This is a genomic window from Streptomyces sp. NPDC093984 (genome assembly GCF_044764595.1).
Taxonomy (GTDB): Bacteria; Actinomycetota; Actinomycetes; order Streptomycetales; family Streptomycetaceae; genus Streptomyces; species Streptomyces cynarae.
This window is the reverse complement of the sequence record NZ_JBIWIM010000010.1, coordinates 70,697-93,400: the sequence shown is the minus strand read 5'-3', so window position 1 is coordinate 93,400 and position 22,704 is coordinate 70,697. Positions and strand designations below refer to the sequence as shown.

Here is a 22,704-nt window from a genome sequence, read left to right as displayed (position 1 = left end):
GGATGGTGTGCCCTGCCCGTTCATGGGTGAAACAGCGGGTTCATGGAGTGAGACAGAGCCGGGCGGTAGAGTCCAGCGGCGTGCACCTCAAGGCCCTGACCCTCCGCGGCTTCAAGTCGTTCGCCTCGGCGACCACGCTCCGGTTCGAGCCGGGCATCACGTGCGTCGTCGGCCCGAACGGCTCGGGCAAGTCCAATGTCGTGGACGCGCTCAGCTGGGTCATGGGCGAGCAGGGAGCCAAGTCGCTGCGCGGCGGCAAGATGGAGGACGTCATCTTCGCCGGCACCACCGGCCGCCCGCCGCTCGGCCGCGCCGAGGTGTCGCTGACCATCGACAACTCCGACGGTGCCCTCCCGATCGAGTACTCCGAGGTCACCATCACGCGGATCATGTTCCGCAACGGCGGCAGCGAGTACCAGATCAACGGCGACACCTGCCGCCTCCTCGACATCCAGGAACTGCTGTCCGACTCCGGCATCGGCCGCGAGATGCACGTGATCGTCGGCCAGGGCCAGCTCGACTCCGTGCTGCACGCCGACCCCATGGGCCGCCGCGCCTTCATCGAGGAGGCCGCGGGCGTCCTCAAGCACCGCAAGCGCAAGGAGAAGGCGCTCAGGAAGCTGGACGCCATGCAGGCGAACCTCGCCCGCGTCCAGGACCTCACCGACGAGCTGCGCCGCCAGCTGAAACCGCTGGGCCGGCAGGCGGCGGTGGCCCGCCGGGCGGCCGTGATCCAGGCGGACCTGCGTGACGCCCGGCTGCGCCTGCTGGCCGACGACCTCGTACGGTTCCGGGAGGCACTCAAGGCCGAGATCGCCGACGAGGCCGCGCTCAAGGAGCGCAAGGAGACCGCCGAGGCCGAGCTGAAGAAGGCACTGCAGCGTGAGTCGCTCCTGGAGGACGAGGTACGGCAGCTGACGCCGCGTCTGCAACGGGCCCAACAGACCTGGTACGAGCTGTCACAGCTCGCGGAGCGGGTGCGCGGCACGATCTCGCTGGCCGACGCCCGGGTCAAGAGCGCCACCTCCCAGCCGCCGGAGGAGCGGCGCGGACGCGACCCCGAGGACATGGAGCGCGAGGCCGCCCGCATCCGCGAGCAGGAGGCCGAACTGGAGGCGGCCCTGGAGGCCGCCGAGCGCGCGCTGGAGGACACGGTCGCGCACCGGGCCGAGCTGGAGCGCGAACTGGCGCTGGAGGAACGGCGCCTGAAGGACGTGGCGCGCGCCATCGCGGACCGGCGCGAAGGGCTCGCCCGACTGAACGGGCAGGTGGGCGCCGCCCGTTCACGCGCGGCCGCCGCCCAGGCCGAGATCGACCGGCTGGCCGCCGCGCGCGACGAGGCACAGCAGCGCGCCGTCGCCGCCCAGGAGGAGTACGAGGCCCTGAAGGCCGAGGTCGACGGGCTGGACGCGGGCGACGCGGACCTCGCCGAGCGGCACGAGACGGCCAAGGCCGCGCTCGCCGAGGCGGAGGCCGCCCTCACGGCCGCACGCGAGGCGGCCACGGCGGCCGAACGAGGGCGCGCCGCCACCCAGGCCCGGCACGAGGCCCTGGCCATGGGCCTGCGCCGCAAGGACGGCACCGGCGCCCTGCTGAACGCCAAGGACCGCCTGGCCGGCCTGCTCGGCCCGGCCGCGGAACTGCTGACGGTGACCCCGGGCCACGAGGCCGCCCTCGCGGCGGCCTTCGGCACTGCCGCGGACGCCCTCGCGGTCACGGACCCGGCCTCGGCGGCCGACGCGCTTCGCCTGCTGCGCAAGCAGGACGGGGGACGGGCGGCGCTGCTGGTGGCGGGGGCACCTCAGGAGCCGGCGGATGCGCGCGACAGCGCAGGTGCCGACGGGCACCCCTTCGCCGCCGATCTCGTCCGCGGCCCCGCCGACCTCATGCCCGCGGTACGCCGTCTGCTGCGCGGCATCGTCGTCGTGGGCACCCTCGAGGACGCCGAGGAGCTGGTCGGGGCGCGCCCCGAGCTGACCGCCGTCACCGCCGAGGGCGATCTCCTCGGGGCGCACTTCGCCCACGGCGGCTCTGCCGGGGCGCCGAGCCTGCTCGAGGTGCAGGCCTCCGTCGACGAGGCGGCCGCCGAGCTGGAGGAACTCGCCGTGCGGTGCGAGGAGCTGGCCGAGGCACAGCGGCTCGCGGGGGAGCGGCGCAAGGAGTGCGCGGCGCTGGTCGAGGAACTGGGGGAGCGGCGGCGGGCGGCCGAGCGGGAGAAGTCCCAGGTTGCCCAGCAGCTGGGCCGGCTCGCCGGTCAGGCGCGCGGGGCCGCCGGGGAGGCCGAGCGCAGCGTCGCCGCCGCCGCGCGCGCCCAGGAGGCGCTCGACAAGGCCCTGCAGGAGGTCGAGGAACTCGCCGAGCGGCTCGCCGTCGCCGAGGAGATGCCGGTCGAGGAAGAGCCCGACACCTCCGTACGCGACCGCCTCGCCGCCGACGGCGCCAACGCGCGGCAGACCGAGATGGAGGCCCGCCTCCAGGTCCGCACCCACGAGGAACGCGTCAAGGGCCTGGCCGGACGCGCCGACTCCCTGGACCGGGCCGCCCGCGCCGAACGTGAGGCACGCGCACGCGCCGAGCAGCGGCGGGCCCGGCTGCGCCACGAGGCGGCCGTCGCCGAGGCCGTCGCCTCCGGCGCCCGGCAGCTCCTCGCCCATGTCGAGGTCTCCCTGAGCCGGGCGGACGCCGAGCGCGCCGCCGCCGAGGCGGTCAAGGCACGCCGGGAGGAGGAGCTGGCGGCGGCCCGCACGCACGGCCGCGACCTGAAGGCCGAGCTGGACAAGCTCACCGACTCCGTCCACCGCGGCGAGGTGCTCGGCGCCGAGAAGCGGCTGCGCATAGAGCAGCTGGAGACCAGGGCGCTGGAGGAGCTGGGCGTCGAGCCGACGGTCCTGGTCACCGAGTACGGCCCCGACCAGCTCGTACCGCCGTCCCCGCCCGCCGAGGGCGAACAGCTGCCCGAGGACCCGGAACATCCGCGCAACCGGCCCCGCCCGTTCGTGCGCGCCGAGCAGGAGAAGCGGCTCAAGGCCGCCGAACGCGCCTACCAGCAGCTCGGCAAGGTCAACCCGCTCGCCCTGGAGGAGTTCGCCGCGCTTGAGGAGCGCCACAAGTTCCTCAGCGAGCAGCTCGACGACCTGAAGAAGACCCGCGCCGACCTGCTTCAGGTGGTGAAGGAGGTCGACGAGCGCGTCGAGCAGGTGTTCACCGAGGCCTACCGCGACACGGCCCGCGAGTTCGAGGGCGTCTTCAGCCGGCTGTTCCCGGGCGGCGAGGGCCGGCTGGTCCTGACCGACCCGGACAACATGCTCACCACCGGCGTGGACGTCGAGGCCCGGCCCCCGGGCAAGAAGGTCAAGCGACTCTCCCTGCTCTCCGGCGGCGAGCGGTCGCTGACGGCCGTCGCCCTGCTGGTGTCGATCTTCAAGGCCCGGCCCAGCCCGTTCTACGTGATGGACGAGGTCGAGGCGGCGCTCGACGACACCAACCTGCAGCGGCTGATCCGCATCATGCAGGAGCTGCAGGAGACCTCGCAGCTCATCGTGATCACGCACCAGAAGCGGACGATGGAGGTCGCCGACGCGCTGTACGGCGTCTCCATGCAGGGCGACGGTGTGTCGAAGGTCATCTCGCAGCGGCTCCGCTAGACGGCTGCTCTCTACACCAGTTGTCGCCTGCACGTTTTCACATCTTCAACACTTGAACTCAGACAGTCGTCCGCATGCCTCAAAGGTCACAGACTCGCGGTATTGACTTCGAAACTTGAAGGCATAGTCTCTGCAACGTTGCTTTTACCTTCAGATATGAGCGGCGTTAACGAGTGCTGCCCGGGTACTTGCACGCCAGCCATACCCGAGAGGGCTTCACCCACCCCCGGCAGCGTTGCCGGTGGCTCGAGGAGTACACGTGACCAGCACAGCGCAGGCATCCAGGACAGGAGCCGGTACGGCTCACCCCGATCATCTCGGGCACGTCATCTTCATCGCGGCGGCCGCCGCGATGGGCGGCTTCCTCTTCGGCTACGACAGCTCCGTGATCAACGGCGCCGTCGAGGCCATCCGGGACCGCTACGACATCGGTTCCGCAGCGCTGGCCCAGGTCATCGCCATCGCCCTGATCGGCTGTGCCGTCGGCGCCGCCACCGCGGGCCGCATAGCGGACCGCCTCGGCCGCATCCGGGTGATGCAGATCGCGGCGGTTCTCTTCGTCGTCAGCGCGGTCGGCTCCGCTCTGCCTTTCGCGCTGTGGGACTTCGCCCTCTGGCGCGTCATCGGCGGCTTCGCCATCGGCATGGCCTCCGTGATCGGCCCCGCCTACATCGCCGAGGTCGCCCCGCCCGCCTACCGCGGCCGGCTCGGCTCCTTCCAGCAGGCCGCGATCGTCGTCGGCATCGCCATCTCGCAGCTGGTCAACTGGGGCCTGCTCAACGCCGCCGGCGGCGACCAGCGCGGCAAGCTGATGGGCCTGGAGGCCTGGCAGGTCATGCTCGGCGTCATGGTCGTCCCGGCCGTCCTGTACGGCCTGCTCTCCTTCGCCATCCCCGAGTCCCCCCGCTTCCTGATCTCCGTCGGCAAGCGGGAGCGCGCCCGGGAGATCCTCGCCGAGGTCGAGGGCCAGGGCACCGACCTCGACGCCCGCGTCGCCGAGATCGAGCACGCCATGAAGAGCGAGCACAAGTCCAGCTTCAAGGACCTGCTCGGCGGCGGCTTCTTCTTCAAGCCGATCGTCTGGATCGGCATCGGCCTGTCGGTCTTCCAGCAGTTCGTCGGCATCAACGTCGCGTTCTACTACTCCTCGACGCTGTGGCAGTCGGTCGGCGTCGACCCGACGGACTCGTTCTTCTACTCCTTCACCACCTCGATCATCAACATCGTCGGCACCGTGATCGCGATGATCTTCGTGGACCGCATCGGCCGCAAGCCGCTCGCCCTCATCGGCTCCATCGGCATGGCCGTCGGCCTCGCACTGGAGGCCTGGGCGTTCTCGTTCCACCTGGTCGACGGCAAGCTGCCGAGCACCCAGGGCTGGGTCGCCCTGATCGCCGCCCACGTGTTCGTCCTCTTCTTCGCCCTGTCCTGGGGCGTGGTCGTCTGGGTCATGCTCGGCGAGATGTTCCCGAACCGGATCCGCGCCGCCGCGCTGGGCGTGGCCGCCGCCGCGCAGTGGATCGCCAACTGGGCGATCACCGCGAGCTTCCCCTCGCTCGCCGACTGGAACCTGTCCGGCACCTACGTGATCTACACGGTCTTCGCCGCGCTCTCCATCCCGTTCGTCCTGAAGTTCGTGAAGGAGACGAAGGGCAAGGCGCTGGAGGAGATGGGCTGAGCCTGACAAGAAGGCTCCTCGAACTCGAGGAGAAGGGCCAAGTCCCCGCTGCCCCTCTCCTCGGACCCTGCCGCCGCCCGGCTCGGCCACTGCCCGAGCCGGGCGGCGGTGTTCTGCCGGCCCCCTGTGTACGAGGCTCAGCTCTCCAGCCCGGGGAGCACCCTCTCGCAGAACAGATGCAGGCTGCGCCAGCCCTCGTCCACCGGCATCCCGCCGGCCAGCGGGTGCAGGACGTGGCTGTCCAGGCCCAGGCCCAGGCACTCCTCCGGCGTCACGATCCGGTACACGCCCTCCGCCCGCAGCTCCTCAACCGTCGTGGCCGCCGACCTCACCGCCGAGCGGACGCCGCGGCCGCCGGACTGCCAGGACGCGTACGTCCGCGCCTCGTGCAGGAAATGCCTCCCGTACCGGGCCCACGCCCGGTCCGGATCCTCCGCGAGGTGCAGCAGCGGGGTCCTCTCGGCGGGCATCATCGTCCAGCCCTCCCTGCCGTACTCCGCCAGCCGCTCCTTGTAGTAGGCCTCCAGCTCCGGCAGGTGAGCGCTCGGGAAGAACGGCAGACCCAGCCGGGCGGCGCGGCGGGCCGCCGCCTTCGAGGAGCCGCCGACCAGCAACAGGGGGTGCGGCTGGGTGTACGGGCGCGGGGTGACACGCACGGTACGGCCCCGATAGGCGAACTCCTCGCCGGTCCACGCCCTCAGCACCGTCTCCAGCAACTCGTCCTGGAGCCTCCCGCGCCGCTCGTAGTCGACACCGAACGCGGCGTACTCCTCGGGCCGGTACCCGATACCGGCGACGGTCACCAGCCGGCCGCCGCTGATCAGGTCCAGGACGGCGATGTCCTCGGCCAGCCGCAGCGGGTCGTGCAGCGGCCCGATCACCGCCGAGACGGTGACCGCGAGCCGCCGGGTCGCGCCGAGCACGGCACCGGCGAAGACGAACGGCGACGGCAGCCAGTTGTTCGCCGCCCCGTGGTGCTCCTCCGTCTGCACGGTGGTGACCCCCCGGTCGTCGGCGTACGCGGCCATCTCCACCGCGGCCCGGTAGCGGGCGCCCAGTGAGGCGGGGGTCGCACCGGGCTCGACGAGGTTGAACCGTACGACCGAGACGGCCATGACAAGGCCCCCTTCACCTTCGCCGGGCGGGAGTGCGAGGGGAGATTAACTGACGGGGCGTCAGACAACCAGGGTGTGCAGCGCCGGAGCCGCCGCCGAACGGGGCGGTGCCCGGTCGCGCATACTGGACGCGTTATGGAAACCGTCATCCTTGCTGTAGTCATCGCCGTGGTCGTGCTCGGCGCGCTCGGCGGGCTCATCGTCGGCAGCCGGCGCCGGAAGCCGCTGCCCCCGCCGCCCCCGACGACGCCCGACATCACCGCCCCTCCGGCCGAGCCGCACGTCGGCGACGAGGCCGAGACGCCGCGCGACGAGGAGCGCCGGACGATAGAGGAGGTGGATCTTCCGGGCGGTGGGGCTCCCGTCGCCGTCGAGGAGCCGCCCGTCGTCGAGGCGCCCCCGATCGAGATCCCCGAGCCCACCGCCGGCCGTCTGGTCCGCCTGCGCGCCCGTCTTTCCCGTTCGCAGAACGCGCTCGGCAAGGGGCTCCTCACCCTCCTGTCCCGGGAACACCTCGACGACGAGACCTGGGAGGAGATCGAGGACACGCTGCTCACCGCCGATGTCGGCGTGCAGCCCACCCAGGAGCTGGTCGAGCGGCTGCGCGAGCGCGTGAAGGTGCTTGGCACCCGCACACCCCAGGAGCTGCGTGGTCTGCTGCGCGAGGAGCTGCTCACGCTGGTCGGCACCGACATGGACCGCACCGTCCGCACCGAGCCCGAGTCCAGCAAGCCCGGCATCGTGATGGTCGTGGGCGTCAACGGCACCGGCAAGACCACCACCACGGGCAAGCTGGCCCGGGTCCTGGTGGCCGACGGCCGCACCGTCGTCCTCGGCGCCGCCGACACCTTCCGTGCCGCCGCCGCCGACCAGCTGCAGACCTGGGGCGAGCGGGTCGGCGCCTACACCGTGCGCGGGCCGGAGGGCGGCGACCCGGCCTCCGTGGCCTTCGACGCGGTGAAGGAAGGCAAGGAGATGGGCTACGACGTCGTGCTCATCGACACCGCCGGCCGCCTGCACACCAAGACCGGCCTCATGGACGAGCTCGGCAAGGTCAAGCGCGTCGTGGAGAAGCACGCCCCGCTCGACGAGGTGCTGCTCGTCCTGGACGCCACGACCGGGCAGAACGGTCTCGTCCAGGCCCGCGTCTTCGCCGAGGTCGTGGACATCACCGGCATCGTGCTGACCAAGCTGGACGGCACGGCCAAGGGCGGCATCGTGGTGGCGGTCCAGCGGGAGCTGGGCGTACCGGTGAAGCTGGTCGGCCTCGGCGAGGGTGCCGACGACCTGGCGCCGTTCGAGCCGGAAGCGTTCGTGGATGCGCTTATCGGGGACTGAGCGCGCCGACGCACGCGGTGCGTGCGTGACCGTACGGAGGAAGGGCCCCGTTCCATGGTGCAGCTGGAACGGGGCCCTTCCGTATCGGTGCAGCCCCTCTTCCCCGTATCGCTGGAGCCGGCCCTTCTCGAATCGGCCGCCTAGACGCGTGAGCGATGCGCCACATACGCCAGCGTGCCGATCAGCAGGCGCGCCGCCGGGGGCCTCGTCGCCGAGTCCAGGGCGGGGGAGCGGAGCCAGCGGACCGGGCCGAGGCCGCCGCGGTCCGAGGGCGGGGCCGTGATGTACGCGCCGGGGCCCAGGGCGTGCAGGTCGAGGGCGGTGTCGTCCCACGCCATCCGGTACAGCAGATCCGGCAGCTCCGCGGCTGACCCCGGGGTGACGAAGAAGTGCGCGCGGCCCTCCGGCGTCGCCGTCACCGGGCCGAGCGGCAGGCCCATGCGCTCCAGCCGGACCAGGGCGCGCCGCCCCGCCGACTCGGCGACCTCGATCACGTCGAACGCCCGGCCGACCGGCAGCATCACCGCGGCACCCGGCACCTCGGCCCAGGTCTCGGTCACCTCGTCGAGTGTCGCGCCGGCGCCCACGACGGGCGCGAAGTCCAGCGGGTGCGCGCCGGGCGCGCCGCAGTCCGCCCTGCCGCAGGAGCACTGCCCGGCGACCGCCCGTGCGCCGGGCACCACGTCCCAGCCCCAGAGCCCGGTGTACTCGGCCACGGCCGTGCACTCCGACGAGCGGCCCCGGCGCCGAGCACCGGAGCGGATGTCGCGGATGCCCCGCGTGCCGCCGATCGTGAAGCCCATGCCCCCTCCAACGGGTCCAGCGCGCCGGTGGTTACGCCATGAGAGCGGAATGTGACTCTGAGTTCCCACCCGCAGGTCGTCTCCGCAGGGCTCCGGGCAGCGCCCGGTTGCATCCCGGGGTGGTGCGCGGTCTGCGCGCGCCGGTGAGTGCACGCATCCACCCGATTCCGGCTGTCATGTGTCAAGTGAATCGTGCGGAGCCCGCCCTTGGTTCATTCGAAGGGGTGGCGAATGGTGGCGTTTCTGTGTACGCCATGGCTGGACGGGTGATCGCAGGACTACTTTGAGTGCACGGTTCCTGGGATGGCATGCGCTCGTGGGTATGCCGGAGGCAAGTCGGTTCCCGTCCGACGGGTGAGAACCGCCGGACGCGGGACCGTGGGCACCGGCATTCTGGTAGTGCTTGGCGCGCACAGCGACAAGTGGTCTGAGGGATGGGGGCGTTCCAGTGGGCGGCAGTGACGGAAGCGCAACGAACGCTGACAAGCGCCCCAACGAGCTGCTCACCTCGTGGTTCGTGCGCAGCGGCTGGTCGAAGGGCGAGCTGGCGCGTCAAGTGAACCGCCGGGCACGCCAATTGGGAGCGAACCACATCTCCACGGACACCTCCCGGGTGCGCCGCTGGCTCGACGGGGAGAACCCGCGCGAGCCGATCCCGCGGATCCTGTCGGAGCTGTTCTCCGAGCGCTTCGGCTGTGTCGTCGCCGTCGAGGACCTCGGACTGCGCCCCGCCCACCAGTCACCCTCGGTGTCCGGGATCGACCTGCCCTGGACGGGCCCGCAGACCGTGGCCATGATCAGCGAGTTCTCGCGCAGCGACCTGATGCTGGCGCGGCGCGGCTTCCTCGGAACCTCGCTGGCCCTGTCCGCGGGCCCGTCCCTCATCGAGCCCGTCCAGCGCTGGCTGGTGCCGAGCCCCGCCTCCTCGCGCGAGGACATCCCGCCCGCCCAGCCGTCCGGGCGCGCCCGCGGCCGGCTCTCCCAGCCCGAGCTGGACCTCCTCGAGACCACCACCGTGATGTTCCGCAAGTGGGACGCCCAGTGCGGCGGCGGACTGCGCCGCAAGGCGGTCGTCGGCCAGCTGCACGAGGTGACCGACCTGCTGCAGGAACCGCAGCCCGAGGCCACCGCCAAGCGCCTGTTCAAGGTCGCCGCCGAGCTGGCCGAACTGGCCGGCTGGATGAGCTACGACGTCGGACTGCAGCCCACCGCGCAGAAGTACTTCGTGCTCGCCCTGCACGCCGCCAAGGAGGCGGGCGACAAGCCGCTCGGCTCGTACATCCTCTCCAGCATGAGCCGGCAGATGATCCACCTGGGCCGGCCCGAGGACGCCCTGGAGCTCATCCACCTCGCCCAGTACGGCAGCCGGGACTGCGCGAGCCCGCGCACCCAGGCGATGCTGTATGCGATGGAGGCCCGCGCCTACGCCAACATGGGGCAGCCCGGCAGGTGCAAGCGCGCCGTCCGGATGGCCGAGGACACCTTCGCCGACGCCGAGGACTGGGACGAGCCGGACCCCGACTGGATCCGCTTCTTCTCCGAGGCCGAGCTGTACGCGGAGAACTCGCACTCCTTCCGTGACCTCGCCTATGTCGCGGGCCGCAGCCCCACCTACGCCTCCCTCGCCGAGCCCCTGATGCGGAGGGCCGTCGACCGGTTCGCGGAGGACACCGAGCATCAGCGGTCGTACGCGCTCAACCTGATCGGCATGGCCACCGTGCATCTTCTCCAGCGCGAACCCGAGCAGAGCGCGGTGCTCACCAAGCGGGCCCTGGAGGTCGCCAAAAAGGTGCGCTCGGAACGTGTCAACACTCGTATCCGAAAAACCGTCGACACGGCTGTACGCGATTTCGGTGATCTCAAGGAGATCGTCGACCTCACCGACCACCTCGCCACCCACCTGCCCGAGACCGCCGAAGCGGTCTGACCCCTCCCCGAGCCCCAGGCTCTCCCAGGGCCCAAAGGCCCCGAGGACTCCGGCCGCGGCCGCCATCCCGAACCGCCCGACTCGGCTCCCCCCATGCCAGGTCATCGGATGGCCGCCGCGGCCGGGCTGTCTTTTGCGCCTGAGCCGGCGCCGGTCTCGCGGAGGTGGTTGCTCGCCGTGGGGGTTGATCAATTGATGGTTGCGGTCTCATTCGGCCGATGGTTGCGCCGCCCATCATCTGAAGGTTGCGCCACGATAACGATCAGCGAGGCCGACATCCGGCAGTTCATCAACGCGTAACACGCCGGGCGCCTTCGTCACTGCGGTGAAACATCGAGGGGCTTCGACCGAAACGGCGCTGCGTCAATCTCGTGGCCCATAACCCCCACGCCCTCATGACCGGACCGCTCTCCGGCTTCGCCCGCACGGGGCCGTACCAACCGACGAGGAGACGCCGATGGCACCAGCCGCCATCACGCTTGCGGCGGACGCACCCAAGCTGTCGTCCGCCAACACAGGCTTCATGCTCATTGCTTCCGCCCTGGTGCTGATCATGACCCCGGGCCTGGCCTTCTTCTACGGAGGCATGGTCCGCGTCAAGAGCACCCTGAACATGCTGATGATGAGCTTCATCAGCATGGGCATCATCACCATTCTGTGGGTGCTCTACGGCTTCTCCCTCGCCTTCGGCACGAACAACAGCTTCATCGGCTGGGACTCCGACTGGTTCGGCCTCCGCAAGATCGGTCTGACGGAGCTCTGGCCCGGCTACACGATCCCGATCTTCGTGTTCATGGTCTTCCAGATGATGTTCGCGATCATCACGCCGGCCCTGATAAGCGGCGCCCTCGCGGACCGTGTGAAGTTCTCGGCCTGGTCGCTCTTCATCGCGCTGTGGCTCACGATCGTCTACGTCCCGGTCGCCCACTGGGTCTGGGGCGCCGACGGCTGGGCCTTCAAGCTCGGTGTGATCGACTTCGCCGGTGGTACCGCGGTCCACATCAACGCCGGTGCGGCGGCGCTCGGCGTGATCCTCGTCATCGGCAAGCGGGTCGGCTTCAAGAAGGACCCGATGCGTCCGCACAGCCTTCCGCTGGTCATGCTCGGCGCGGGTCTGCTGTGGTTCGGCTGGTTCGGCTTCAACGCGGGCTCCTGGCTCGGCAACGACGACGGCGTCGGCGCGCTGATGTTCGTCAACACGCAGGTCGCGACCGCCGCCGCCATGCTGGCCTGGCTCGCCTACGAGAAGATCCGCCACGGCGCGTTCACCACGCTGGGAGCCGCGTCCGGCGCGGTCGCCGGTCTGGTCGCGATCACCCCGTCCGGTGGTGCGGTCTCCCCGCTCGGCGCGATCGCCGTCGGCGCCATCGCCGGTGTCGCCTGCGCCGCGGCCGTGGGCCTGAAGTTCAAGTTCGGCTACGACGACTCCCTCGATGTCGTCGGCGTCCACATGGTCGGCGGCATCATCGGCTCCCTGCTGATCGGCTTCTTCGCCACCGGCAAGGGCCAGTCCACCGCCACGGGCGTCTTCTACGGGGACCACAGCTTCACCCAGCTGTGGAAGCAGTGCGCCGGTGTCGGGGCGGTCCTCGCCTACTCCCTGGTCGTCTCCGCGGTCCTCGCCTTCCTCCTCGACAAGACCATCGGCATGCGGGTCACCGAGGACGAGGAGGTCTCGGGCATCGACCAGGCGGAGCACGCCGAGACCGCATACGACTTCAGCGGCGCGGGTGGCGGTGTCATGGGAACCGTCGCCTCGGCCCTGGCCGCCACGGAGACCAGGAAGGTGGACGCATGAGGCTCATCACCGCCGTCGTCAAGCCGCACCGGCTCGACGAGATCAAGGAGGCCCTCCAGGCCTTCGGGGTCCACGGACTGACGGTCACGGAAGCGAGCGGCTACGGTCGGCAGCGGGGACACACCGAGGTCTACCGCGGCGCCGAGTACACGGTCGACCTGGTACCCAAGATCCGTATCGAGGTGCTGGCCGAGGACGACGACGCCGAACAGCTCATCGAGGTCATCGTCAAGGCGGCCCGCACCGGCAAGATCGGTGACGGCAAGGTCTGGTCCATCCCGGTCGAGACGGCCGTACGGGTCCGGACCGGCGAGCGCGGACCCGACGCGCTCTAGACACGCACGGAACAGGAGTCGCTGGGTGACGAGTACGGACGTACGTACGGAAGCAGAAGGCTCGGGACCCAGCGGCTACGCGGCGGCCCGGCTGCGCCTCCTCACGGAGGGGGCGCAGTCCGGGCCGCCGCGCCGTGCCGCCCTGTCCGACCTCACGGACGGCTGGCTCGCGGAGCTGTTCGCCGCGGGCGCCGAGTCAGTGCGCGGCGTGTCCCTGGTCGCCGTCGGCGGGTACGGCCGCGGCGAGCTGTCCCCGCGCAGCGACCTCGACCTGCTCCTGCTGCACGACGGGAGCGACAGCAAGGCGGTCGCCGCGCTTGCCGACCGCATCTGGTACCCCGTCTGGGACCTCGGTCTGGCCCTCGACCACTCCGTGCGCACCCCCGCGGAGGCCCGCAAGACCGCCGGTGAGGACCTCAAGGTGCAGCTCGGCCTGCTGGACGCCCGGCACCTGGCGGGCGACCTCGGGCTCACCGCGGGCCTGAGGACGGCCGTGCTGGCCGACTGGCGCAACCAGGCGCCGAAACGTCTCCCTGAACTCCAGCAGCTGTGCGCCGAGCGGGCCGAGCGGCAGGGCGAGCTGCAGTACCTGCTGGAACCGGACCTCAAGGAGGCCCGGGGCGGGCTGCGCGACGCCACGGCCCTGCGGGCGGTCGCCGCCTCCTGGCTCGCGGACGCCCCACGCGAGGGCCTGGCCGAGGCCCGGCGCAGGCTCCTCGACGTACGCGACGCGCTGCATCTGACCACCGGGCGCGCCACCGACCGGCTGGCACTGCAGGAGCAGGACCAGGTCGCCACCGAGCTGGGCCTGCTGGACGCCGACACGCTGCTGCGGCAGGTGTACGAGGCGGCGCGCGTCATTTCGTATGCGAGCGACGTCACCTGGCGCGAGGTGGGGCGTGTGCTGCGTTCGCGCGCCGTGCGGCCGAGGCTGCGCGCCATGCTGGGCGGCGGCAAGCCGGTCGCCGAGCGGTCCCCCCTGGCCGAGGGCGTGGTGGAACAGGACGGCGAAGTCGTCCTCGCGCGCGCCGCACGCCCCGAACGCGACCCCGTGCTCCCGCTGCGCGCCGCCGCTGCCGCCGCCCAGGCGGGCCTCCCGCTGTCCCTGCACGCCGTACGGCGCATGGCCACCTCCGTACGCCCCCTGCCCACGCCGTGGCCCGCCGAGGCGCGCGAGCAGCTCGTCACCCTGCTGGGCTCCGGCCGCCCGACCGTCGAGGTCTGGGAGGCCCTGGAAGCCGAGGGCCTGATCACCCGCCTGCTGCCCGACTGGGAGCGGGTGCGCTGCCGCCCGCAGCGCAACGCGGTGCACCTGTGGACCGTCGACCGGCACCTGATCGAGACGGCCGTGCGCGCCTCCGAGCTGACCCGCCGCGTGGGCCGCCCCGACCTCCTCCTGGTCGCCGCGCTCCTGCACGACATCGGCAAGGGCTGGCCCGGCGACCACTCCCTCGCCGGCGAGACCATCGCGCGTGACGTGGCCGGGCGCATCGGCTTCGACCGTGACGACGTCGCCGTCCTCGCCACCCTCGTACGCCACCACCTGCTCCTCGTCGAGACCGCGACCCGGCGCGACCTGGACGACCCGGCCACCGTCAGTTCGGTCGCCGAGGCCGTCGGCTCCCAGAGCACCCTGGAGCTGCTGCACGCCCTCACCGAGGCCGACGCGCTCGCCACCGGCCCCGCGGCCTGGTCGACCTGGCGCAGCGCGCTCGTGACCGACCTGGTGAAACGCGTCTCCGCGGTGCTGGCCGGCGACGAGCCCGCCGACCCCGAGGCCGCCGCTCCCACCGCCGAGCAGGAACGGCTCGCCGTCGAGGCGCACCGCACCGGCGGCCCGGTCCTGGCACTGCGCGCACAGACCGAGCCGCCCGCCGAGGAACCGTCCGGCGAACCGGAACCCCTCGGTGTGGAACTTCTCATCGCCGTACCCGACCAGCCGGGCGTGCTGCCCGCCGTGTCCGGGGTGCTCGCCATGCACCGCCTCACGGTCCGCACCGCCGAGCTGCGCGCCCAGGACCTGCCGGACGGCATGGACGGCTCGGTGCTGCTGCTCGACTGGCGGGTCGCGGCGGAGTACGGCTCCCTGCCCCAGGCGGCCCGGCTGCGCGCCGACCTCGTACGGGCCCTGGACGGCTCCCTGGACATCTCGGCCCGCCTCGCGGAACGCGACGCGGCCTACCCGCGCCGCCGGGGCGTGGTGCCCCCGCCGCCGCGCGTGACGGTCGCCCCCGCGGCCTCCCGCCACGCGACGGTGATCGAGGTCCGTGCCCAGGACGCACCGGGGCTGCTGTTCAGGATCGGGCGGGCACTGGAGAAGGCTGGGGTGCGGGTGCGCAGCGCCCACGTCTCCACGCTGGGGGCCAACGCCGTGGACGCCTTCTACGTGACGACGGGCACAGGCGCGCCGTTGCCGGGGGAGGACGCGGTGTCGGTGGCACGGGCCCTGGAGGAGACGTTGCGGGGGTGACCCCGGCGGGCGGGGACGTTTTCCTCGCGCGGCCGGATACCCTGGAGGGCAGCCCAAGACGACCCCGACCCCGAGGACCGACGCCGCCGTGTTCGACACCCTCTCCGACCGCCTTAGCGCGACTTTCAAAAGCCTCCGCGGGAAAGGCAGGCTCTCCGAGGCGGACATCGACGCCACGGCGCGTGAGATCCGCATCGCGCTCCTCGAAGCCGACGTGGCCCTGCCCGTGGTCCGCTCCTTCATCAAGAACGTCAAGGAACGAGCCCTCGGCGCCGAGGTCTCCCGGGCCCTGAACCCCGCCCAGCAGGTCCTCAAGATCGTCAACGACGAGCTGGTCACCATCCTCGGCGGCGAGACCCGCCGCCTGCGCTTCGCCAAGCAGCCCCCGACCGTGATCATGCTCGCGGGTCTGCAGGGTGCCGGTAAGACCACGCTCGCGGGCAAGCTCGGCAAGTGGCTCAAGGAGCAGGGGCACTCCCCGCTCCTGGTCGCCGCCGACCTCCAGCGCCCGAACGCGGTCAACCAGCTCGCCGTCGTCGCCGAGCGCGCCGGCGTCGCCGTCTACGCACCCGAGCCCGGCAACGGCGTCGGTGACCCGGTCAAGGTCGCCAAGGACTCCATCGACCACGCGAAGCAGAAGGTCCACGACATCGTGATCGTGGACACCGCGGGCCGCCTCGGCATCGACCAGGAGATGATGCAGCAGGCCGCGGACATCCGTGACGCGGTCTCGCCGGACGAGATCCTTTTCGTCGTCGACGCCATGATCGGCCAGGACGCGGTGAACACCGCGGAGGCCTTCCGTGACGGCGTCGGCTTCGACGGTGTGGTGCTCTCCAAGCTCGACGGTGACGCGCGTGGTGGTGCGGCCCTGTCGATCCGCCAGATCACCGGCAAGCCGATCATGTTCGCGTCGAACGGCGAGAAGCTCGACGACTTCGACGCCTTCCACCCCGACCGGATGGCCTCCCGCATCCTCGACATGGGTGACCTGCTCACCCTGATCGAGCAGGCGGAGAAGACGTTCAGCCAGGAAGAGGCCGAGAAGATGGCCTCCAAGCTGGCGTCCAAGAAGGGCCAGGACTTCACCCTGGACGACTTCCTGGCCCAGATGGAGCAGGTCAGGAAGATGGGCTCCATCTCCAAGCTGCTCGGGATGCTGCCGGGCATGGGCCAGATCAAGGACCAGATCAACAACATCGACGAGCGCGACGTCGACCGCACCGCCGCGATCATCAAGTCGATGACCCCGGGAGAGCGCCAGGACCCGAGGATCATCAACGGCTCGCGCCGCGCCCGTATCGCCAAGGGTTCCGGTGTCGAGGTCAGCGCGGTGAAGAACCTCGTCGAGCGGTTCTTCGAGGCCCGCAAGATGATGTCCCGCATGGCCCAGGGCGGGGGCATGCCGGGCATGCCGGGGATCCCGGGCATGGGCGGCGGCCCCGGCCGCGCCAAGAAGCAGCAGAAGAAGGCCAAGGGCAAGCAGCGCTCCGGCAACCCGATGAAGCGCAAGCAGCAGGAACAGGAGGAGGCCGCACGCCGCGCCGCCGCGGCGCAGGGCGGGGGCGCCTTCGGCCTGCCGCAGCAGAGCGGTCAGGAGTTCGAGCTGCCGGACGAGTTCAAGAAGTTCATGGGCTGACCCGCGTTCGACGTACGACGCCGGGGGCGCCCCTCTGAGGAGGGGCGCCCCCGGCGTCGTCTAGGGGATGCGGGCGATCAGGTAGCGGAAGACGTTCGGCATCCACACCGTGCCGTCCGCACGCCGGTGCGGATGCAGCGCCTCCGCCAGCTCCTTGCCGACCTGCTCCTGGTCCGTCGCGTCGATCGCCGCGTCGAACAACCCCGTCGACAGCATCCCCCGCAGCGCGCTGTCCATGTCGGCGTACCCGAAGGGGCAGGCGACCCGCCCCGACCCGTCCGGCCTGAGCCCGCAGCGCTGCGCGGCCTCCTCCAGATCGTCGCGCCGGGCCGGCCGCCAACCGCCCCCGCCACGTTCCGGATCGGTCAGTTTGGCGGCGACACGCAGGACGGACGCGGTGCTGCACCGTTCCGGCGGACCCCATCCGGCGAGCACCACGGGCGTCCCGTGCTCCGTGAACGGCGCCGCCGCCACCAACTGCTCCTCAAGGGTCTCGGCGTCACCGGCCGCACAGCCGATCGACTCGAACGCGGTCACCAGGTTGTACGCCGGCTCATCTGGTGCGGGCGCCGCGTCCCGTGGCGAGCCCTCCACGATCCGGGCACCGGCACACGCGCGCGTGCCCCACGGCGCGGGCCCCAGCCGCTCGCGCGCGAGCGCCAGCCGTTCGCACGCCCCGCAGTCCACGCCGGTGACCGACGCGCCCCGGGAGGCGGCCATCAGCAGCGCCAGTCCCGTACCGCATCCGAGCCCCAGCAGCCGCGTCCCGGAACCCACTTCCAGCCGCTCGTAGACGGCCTCGTAGAGCGGCACCAGCATCCGCTCCTGAATCTCCGCCCAGTCACGCGCGCGTGCACCCCAATCCACGCGAGGAACCGCGCCCGCGTGGGAAAGGTGCTGCCGCACGGGCGTAGGTGTCATCGAAAGCGCCCCAATCCACCGTGAGTTGCCGCTGTCTGACGATGCCGTCCCCCGTGACGTGCCCTCGCACTCGGCCCCCGTGGCCCCCGTATGGCCTCCGTATGCCAGGAAACTCCGCGCCCGTCGCGACGTCCAGGGGTCGTGGGGTACTCGGTGTGCGCCGTCCGCGCGCTCCTGTCCGCCCCCGGGCGAGAAATGATGCGCCGGGCACACAGGTGCCCTCGTACCATCGCGCCATGGCAAAGGCACCCGTTCTCACGCTCCGGGCGGAGGACTTCCCCCGTTGGTACCAGGACATCGTGAACAAGGCCGAACTGGCGGACAACGGGCCGGTGCGCGGCACCATGGTGATCCGACCGTACGGGTACGGGCTGTGGGAGCGGATGCAGCAGGAGATGGACGCCCGCATCAAGGAGACGGGCACTCAGAACGCCTACTTCCCGCTGCTGATCCCCCAGACGTATCTGACGAGGGAGGCCGAACACGTCGAGGGCTTCGCGCCCGAACTCGCGGTGGTCACGCACGGCGGCGGCAAGGAACTGGAGGAGCCGGCGGTCGTCCGGCCCACCTCCGAGACCATCATCAACGAGTACTTCTCCAAGTGGATCCAGAGCTACCGCGACCTTCCGCTCCTGATCAACCAGTGGGCGAACGTGGTGCGTTGGGAACTCAGGCCGCGGCTCTTCCTGCGCACCTCCGAGTTCCTGTGGCAGGAGGGCCACACGGCGCACGCCACCTACGAGGAGGCCCGGGACTTCGCCGCCCGCATCCAGCGCGACGTCTACGGGGACTTTCTGCGCAACGTCCTCGCTACGGACTTCGTGTCCGGGCGCAAGACGGTCAGGGAGCGCTTCGCCGGCGCGATCAACACGCTCACCCTCGAAAGCATGATGGGCGACGGCAAGGCCCTGCAGATGGTCACCAGCCATGAGCTGGGCCAGAACTTCGCCAAGGCCTTCCACACGCGGTACCTGTCGAAGGACGGCAGACAGGAGTTCGTCTGGCAGACCTCCTGGGGCTCCACCACCCGCATGATCGGCGCCCTGGTGATGACGCACGGCGACGACGACGGTCTGCGCATCCCGCCGCGCCTCGCCCCGATCCAGGTGGTCGTGCTCGCGATCAAGGGCGACGAGACGGTTCTGGCCACGGTCCGCGACACCGGCGACCGGCTGAGGGCGGCGGGCCTCCGCGTCCACGTCGACGACCGCACCGACGCCCCCTTCGGCCGCCGAGCCGTCGACTGGGAGCTCAAGGGCGTGCCCGTACGCGTCGAGATCGGGCCGCGTGACCTGGAGAACGGCACCGCGATGCTGGTCCGCCGCATCCCGGGAGGCAAGGAGCCGGTCCCGGTCGACGCGCTTGCCCGGATGCTGCCCGGGATCCTCGAGGAGGACCAGGCGCTGCTGCTCGAGCAGTCACGCGAGCGCCGAGAGTCCCGCACGGCGGACGTGTCCACGATCGAGGAGGCCGTCGAGGCGGCCACGGCGGGCGGCTGGGCGCGCATCCCCTGGGCCGTGCTCGGCGAGGACGGCGAGGCCAGGCTGGTCGAGCACGCGGTGACCGTACGGTGTCTGGTCGCCGAGGACGGGTCGGTTCCCAGCGCCGACGACGCACCGGGTAACGTCGCGGTCGTGGCGCGCGCTTACTGAGATAGCGCCTGGTGCGCCGAGCGCGGCCGAAACGCCTCTTGCGTATCCGAGGACCACAGCGGCCCCGGCATGCTTAGTTCCTCTACGCGCCGGGCCGTAGGCGTCGCTACGCACCACCTTGGGATGAGCTGTGAGGCTTCTCCGCAGTTCGGCGCACCCGCCCTCGTCAGGACGCATCAGCGGCAACTGACGGGTACGTGCAAATTATTTGGGATGCCCCGGAATAGGAACACAGGGGGCCTCAGGCTCGTTGTCATTACGTGAGCACGACACCACCTGTTCTCGCCGCAGAGCTGGCGCAGGCGTGGGCCGACATTCAGCGGTACCACCCCGAGCTGCCCGATCTTGCCGCGCCCGAGTCACTGATCGGAGAGTCGTCGTCCGCCTGCGGGCACGAACTCTCCTTCGAACGACTGCTCCATGAAGCAGTCCACGGCATCGCCGCCGCGCGCGGAGTACGCGACACCTCCCGTGCCGGCCGCTACCACAACCGCAGATTCCTCGCCATCGCCGAGGAGCTGGGCCTGGACCACCCCGAGGAACCGCACCCGAGCAGCGGCTTCTCCCTGGTCACGCTCAACCCCGAGGCGAAGCGGCGCTACCGCCCGACGATCGAGCGGCTCCAGCGCGCGCTCAAGGCCCACTCGCAGGCGACGGCCGCCGACACGGCCCGCACGTTCCGGGGCCCGGCCGCCCGCCACGGCTCCTCCGGAGGCGGCGTCCGCGTCAAGGCGGTCTGCGACTGCGGCCGCAACGTCCGCGTGGTGCCCTCGGTCCTGGCCCAGGCCCCGATCGTGTGCGGCGGCTGCGGAAAACCCTTCCGCATCCCGGAGCCGGTGGGGGCGGCGGCAAGCTGAGCCGACGGCTGCTCGTGGCGGCCGTACCTCACTTGCCCAGGCATCCGTGAGCGCCGGGTGGCGTGACCAACGCCCGGGGGATCCCGGCGCCGGGTGCCTCTTCGGCATGCCCGCACACCTGCACACCGCCCCTCGGCCGGAGGCGACCCGCTGGGTATGGCACAATGGCTAGCTGTACTCGACAGCCGCACAGGACCCCTCTCTCCTCCGGCTGACGCGTCCATCGGGCACTCGGGTACCGCAACCCCACGCGGCCACTTCGCCGTGCCCAACCACGTCAAATCCAGGAGAACCCACTCCCGTGGCAGTCAAGATCAAGCTGAAGCGTCTGGGCAAGATCCGTTCGCCTCACTACCGCATCGTCGTCGCCGACTCCCGCACCCGCCGTGACGGCCGGGCCATCGAGGAGATCGGCAAGTACCACCCGACGTACAACCCGTCGGTGATCGAGGTCGACGCCGAGCGTGCGGCGTACTGGCTCTCCGTCGGCGCCCAGCCGACCGAGCCCGTGCTCGCCATCCTCAAGAAGACCGGCGACTGGCAGAAGTTCAAGGGCGAGCCCGCCCCGGCGCCGCTGCTGCAGCCGGAGACCAAGGCCGCCCGTCCGTCGTTCGAGGCCATCAGCGGCGAGGACGAGGGCAAGGGCGAGGCGATCACCCAGAAGAAGAAGGCCGAGAAGAAGGACGAGGCCCCGGCCGAGTCCTCTGCGTCTGAGTCGACCGAGGCCTGAGCATGCTCGAGGAGGCTCTCGAGCACCTCGTGAAGGGCATCGTCGACAACCCTGACGATGTGCAGGTGGCCTCGCGCAACCTGCGTCGCGGGCGTGTGCTCGAGGTCCGGGTCCACCCCGACGACCTCGGCAAGGTGATCGGCCGCAACGGCCGCACCGCACGTGCTCTGCGCACCGTCGTGGGCGCCATCGGCGGCCGCGGCGTCCGAGTCGACCTCGTCGACGTGGACCACGTCCGCTGAACCAACGCAGCACCGGCTCGGGCCGGGGAGGGCCACTGGGCCGTCCCCGGCCCGTAGTCGTATGACAGGAGATCAAGCACAGTGCAGCTGGTAGTCGCACGGATCGGCCGCGCCCACGGGGTCAAGGGCGAGGTCACCGTGGAGGTCCGTACCGACGAGCCCGAACTCAGGCTCGCACCCGGCGCCGTACTGGCCACCGACCCCGCCTCGGCCGGACCGCTGACCATCGAGACGGGCCGGGTGCACAGCGGCCGCCTCCTCCTTCGCTTCGAGGGCGTGAGGGACCGCAACGCCGCCGAAGCGCTGCGCAACACCCTGCTGATCGCCGAGGTCGACCCCGACGAGCTGCCCGAGGGCGAGGACGAGTACTACGACCACCAGCTCATCGATCTGGACGTGGTCACCGAGGACGGCGTCGAGGTCGGCCGCATCACCGAGATCTCGCACCTGCCCACACAGGACCTGTTCGTGGTCGAGCGCCCGGACGAGACCGAGGTGATGATCCCCTTCGTGCAGGAGATCGTCACTCAGATCGACCTCGAGCAGCAGCGGGCCGTCATCGACCCCCCGCCCGGGCTGATCGACGACCGCGCCGAGATCGTCTCGTCGAGGGACGAGGGCGCATGAGACTCGACGTCGTCACGATCTTCCCCGAGTACCTGGAACCGCTGAACGTCTCCCTCGTCGGCAAGGCACGCGCGCGTGGACAGCTCGACGTCCATGTCCACGACCTGCGCTCGTGGACGTACGACCGGCACAACACCGTCGACGACACCCCGTACGGCGGCGGCCCCGGCATGGTGATGAAGACCGAGCCCTGGGGCGATGCCCTGGACGAGATACTCGCCGAAGGCTACGAGACGGGCTCCCACGAGCCCGCGCTGATCGTGCCGACGCCCAGCGGCCGCCCCTTCACCCAGAAGCTCGCCGTCGAACTCTCCGAGCGCCCGTGGCTGATCTTCACCCCGGCCCGCTACGAGGGCATCGACCGCCGCGTCGTCGACGAGTACGCCACCCGGATGCCGGTGTACGAGGTGTCCATCGGGGACTACGTCCTCGCGGGCGGCGAGGCGGCCGTCCTCGTCGTCACCGAGGCGGTGGCCCGGCTCCTGCCCGGCGTCCTCGGCAACGCCGAGTCCCACCGGGACGACTCCTTCGCCCCCGGCGCGATGGCCAACCTGCTCGAGGGCCCCGTCTACACCAAGCCGCCCGCCTGGCGCGGCCGGGGCATCCCCGACGTGCTGCTCAGCGGCCACCACGGGAAGATCGCCCGCTGGCGCCGCGACGAGGCCCTGAAGCGCACGGCGGCCAACCGCCCCGACCTGATCGAGCGCTGCGACCCCGCCGCCTTCGACAAGAAGGACCGCGAGATGCTCTCCATCCTGGGCTGGGCGCCGGACCCGGACGGCAAGCCCTACGGCCGATTTTGGCGCAGGCCGGACGGCATGGAAGAATAGTGCGCTGTTGCCGCCGTCCGGCGTGCGCCCCTGCCACAGGGGGACACGACGCCCGCCCCGACGACGGCCACCACTCTCTTGTCGAAAAACTACGTACC

At 71.2% G+C, this 22,704-nt stretch carries 17 protein-coding genes; 14 read left to right on the top strand and 3 right to left on the bottom strand.

The window, feature by feature from the left end; all coding sequences use genetic code 11:
• Positions 1 to 80: 80 nt before the first annotated feature.
• Both smc and ACIRC0_RS29825 read left to right on the top strand, forming a co-directional pair.
• A complete protein-coding gene (gene smc / locus ACIRC0_RS29830; protein ID WP_403622016.1) occupies positions 81 to 3,644 on the top strand; it encodes a chromosome segregation protein SMC in 3,564 nt (1,187 codons plus the stop codon).
• Between the two features lie 259 nt (positions 3,645 to 3,903).
• The gene (locus tag ACIRC0_RS29825) at positions 3,904 to 5,322 is read left to right on the top strand and encodes a sugar porter family MFS transporter (RefSeq protein ID WP_403622013.1); all 1,419 of its coding nucleotides are present in this window, start codon (positions 3,904 to 3,906) and stop codon (positions 5,320 to 5,322) included.
• A gap of 137 nt (positions 5,323 to 5,459) precedes the next feature.
• Here ACIRC0_RS29825 and ACIRC0_RS29820 read toward each other — a convergent pair whose 3' ends face one another.
• The gene (locus tag ACIRC0_RS29820) at positions 5,460 to 6,437 is read right to left on the bottom strand and encodes an LLM class flavin-dependent oxidoreductase (protein ID WP_403622010.1); all 978 of its coding nucleotides are present in this window, start codon (positions 6,435 to 6,437) and stop codon (positions 5,460 to 5,462) included.
• 135 nt (positions 6,438 to 6,572) lie between these two features.
• Between ACIRC0_RS29820 and ftsY the strand changes: the two genes are divergently transcribed.
• On the top strand, positions 6,573 to 7,775 hold the full coding sequence (ftsY, locus tag ACIRC0_RS29815; protein WP_263232275.1) for a signal recognition particle-docking protein FtsY: 1,203 nt from the start codon (positions 6,573 to 6,575) through the stop codon (positions 7,773 to 7,775).
• A gap of 140 nt (positions 7,776 to 7,915) precedes the next feature.
• On the opposite strand, the gene ACIRC0_RS29810 is transcribed toward ftsY, so the two are convergent.
• On the bottom strand, positions 7,916 to 8,578 hold the full coding sequence (locus tag ACIRC0_RS29810; RefSeq protein ID WP_403622007.1) for a bifunctional DNA primase/polymerase: 663 nt from the start codon (positions 8,576 to 8,578) through the stop codon (positions 7,916 to 7,918).
• 448 nt (positions 8,579 to 9,026) lie between these two features.
• Between ACIRC0_RS29810 and ACIRC0_RS29805 the strand changes: the two genes are divergently transcribed.
• From ACIRC0_RS29805 to ffh, 5 genes are all read left to right on the top strand, one after another.
• Positions 9,027 to 10,505 (top strand): hypothetical protein, encoded by a 1,479-nt coding sequence (locus ACIRC0_RS29805; protein ID WP_403622004.1) that lies wholly within the window; start codon positions 9,027 to 9,029, stop codon positions 10,503 to 10,505.
• 457 nt (positions 10,506 to 10,962) lie between these two features.
• The gene (locus ACIRC0_RS29800; RefSeq protein WP_403622001.1) at positions 10,963 to 12,303 is read left to right on the top strand and encodes an ammonium transporter; all 1,341 of its coding nucleotides are present in this window, start codon (positions 10,963 to 10,965) and stop codon (positions 12,301 to 12,303) included.
• Positions 12,300 to 12,638, top strand: coding sequence for a P-II family nitrogen regulator (locus tag ACIRC0_RS29795; RefSeq protein WP_103839971.1), 339 nt, complete (start codon positions 12,300 to 12,302; stop codon positions 12,636 to 12,638). The genes ACIRC0_RS29800 and ACIRC0_RS29795 overlap by 4 nt, the downstream gene beginning before the upstream one ends.
• Positions 12,639 to 12,663: 25 nt before the next feature.
• Entirely contained in the window at positions 12,664 to 15,108 is a 2,445-nt protein-coding gene (locus tag ACIRC0_RS29790; protein ID WP_403621998.1) for a [protein-PII] uridylyltransferase, read from the top strand.
• An 88-nt stretch (positions 15,109 to 15,196) separates the two neighbouring features.
• The gene (gene ffh / locus ACIRC0_RS29785; RefSeq protein ID WP_403621994.1) at positions 15,197 to 16,747 is read left to right on the top strand and encodes a signal recognition particle protein; all 1,551 of its coding nucleotides are present in this window, start codon (positions 15,197 to 15,199) and stop codon (positions 16,745 to 16,747) included.
• A gap of 60 nt (positions 16,748 to 16,807) precedes the next feature.
• On the opposite strand, the gene ACIRC0_RS29780 is transcribed toward ffh, so the two are convergent.
• Positions 16,808 to 17,668, bottom strand: a complete 861-nt coding sequence (locus tag ACIRC0_RS29780) for an SAM-dependent methyltransferase (protein WP_403621991.1) — start codon at positions 17,666 to 17,668, stop codon at positions 16,808 to 16,810.
• Between the two features lie 236 nt (positions 17,669 to 17,904).
• Between ACIRC0_RS29780 and proS the strand changes: the two genes are divergently transcribed.
• The 6 genes from proS (at position 17,905) to trmD (ending at position 22,606) form a co-directional block, all read left to right on the top strand.
• On the top strand, positions 17,905 to 19,320 hold the full coding sequence (gene proS, locus ACIRC0_RS29775; protein WP_403621988.1) for a proline--tRNA ligase: 1,416 nt from the start codon (positions 17,905 to 17,907) through the stop codon (positions 19,318 to 19,320).
• Between the two features lie 260 nt (positions 19,321 to 19,580).
• A complete protein-coding gene (locus tag ACIRC0_RS29770; protein WP_200422616.1) occupies positions 19,581 to 20,177 on the top strand; it encodes a hypothetical protein in 597 nt (198 codons plus the stop codon).
• Positions 20,178 to 20,478: 301 nt separating this feature from the next.
• The gene (gene rpsP / locus ACIRC0_RS29765; protein ID WP_200422617.1) at positions 20,479 to 20,907 is read left to right on the top strand and encodes a 30S ribosomal protein S16; all 429 of its coding nucleotides are present in this window, start codon (positions 20,479 to 20,481) and stop codon (positions 20,905 to 20,907) included.
• A gap of 2 nt (positions 20,908 to 20,909) precedes the next feature.
• Positions 20,910 to 21,149 carry an RNA-binding protein gene (locus tag ACIRC0_RS29760; protein ID WP_003973401.1) on the top strand — a complete coding sequence of 80 codons (240 nt, stop codon included), beginning with the start codon at positions 20,910 to 20,912 and terminating at the stop codon, positions 21,147 to 21,149.
• An 81-nt stretch (positions 21,150 to 21,230) separates the two neighbouring features.
• Positions 21,231 to 21,776, top strand: coding sequence for a ribosome maturation factor RimM (rimM, locus tag ACIRC0_RS29755; protein WP_403621984.1), 546 nt, complete (start codon positions 21,231 to 21,233; stop codon positions 21,774 to 21,776).
• Entirely contained in the window at positions 21,773 to 22,606 is an 834-nt protein-coding gene (trmD, locus tag ACIRC0_RS29750) for a tRNA (guanosine(37)-N1)-methyltransferase TrmD (RefSeq protein ID WP_403621981.1), read from the top strand. The genes rimM and trmD overlap by 4 nt, the downstream gene beginning before the upstream one ends.
• The last annotated feature ends 98 nt before the right edge of the window (positions 22,607 to 22,704 follow it).

Bases quoted from the DNA above. Each gene is read 5' to 3' on its own strand.
- ACIRC0_RS29820 (WP_403622010.1), bottom strand. From the start codon at position 6,437: ATGGCCGTCTCGGTCGTACGGTTCAACCTCGTCGAGCCCGGTGCGACC.
- ftsY (WP_263232275.1), top strand. From the start codon at position 6,573: ATGGAAACCGTCATCCTTGCTGTAGTCATCGCCGTGGTCGTGCTCGGC.
- ACIRC0_RS29810 (WP_403622007.1), bottom strand. From the start codon at position 8,578: ATGGGCTTCACGATCGGCGGCACGCGGGGCATCCGCGACATCCGCTCC.
- ACIRC0_RS29800 (WP_403622001.1), top strand. From the start codon at position 10,963: ATGGCACCAGCCGCCATCACGCTTGCGGCGGACGCACCCAAGCTGTCG.
- ACIRC0_RS29795 (WP_103839971.1), top strand. From the start codon at position 12,300: ATGAGGCTCATCACCGCCGTCGTCAAGCCGCACCGGCTCGACGAGATC.
- ACIRC0_RS29780 (WP_403621991.1), bottom strand. From the start codon at position 17,668: ATGACACCTACGCCCGTGCGGCAGCACCTTTCCCACGCGGGCGCGGTT.
- proS (WP_403621988.1), top strand. From the start codon at position 17,905: ATGGCAAAGGCACCCGTTCTCACGCTCCGGGCGGAGGACTTCCCCCGT.
- ACIRC0_RS29760 (WP_003973401.1), top strand. From the start codon at position 20,910: ATGCTCGAGGAGGCTCTCGAGCACCTCGTGAAGGGCATCGTCGACAAC.
- trmD (WP_403621981.1), top strand. From the start codon at position 21,773: ATGAGACTCGACGTCGTCACGATCTTCCCCGAGTACCTGGAACCGCTG.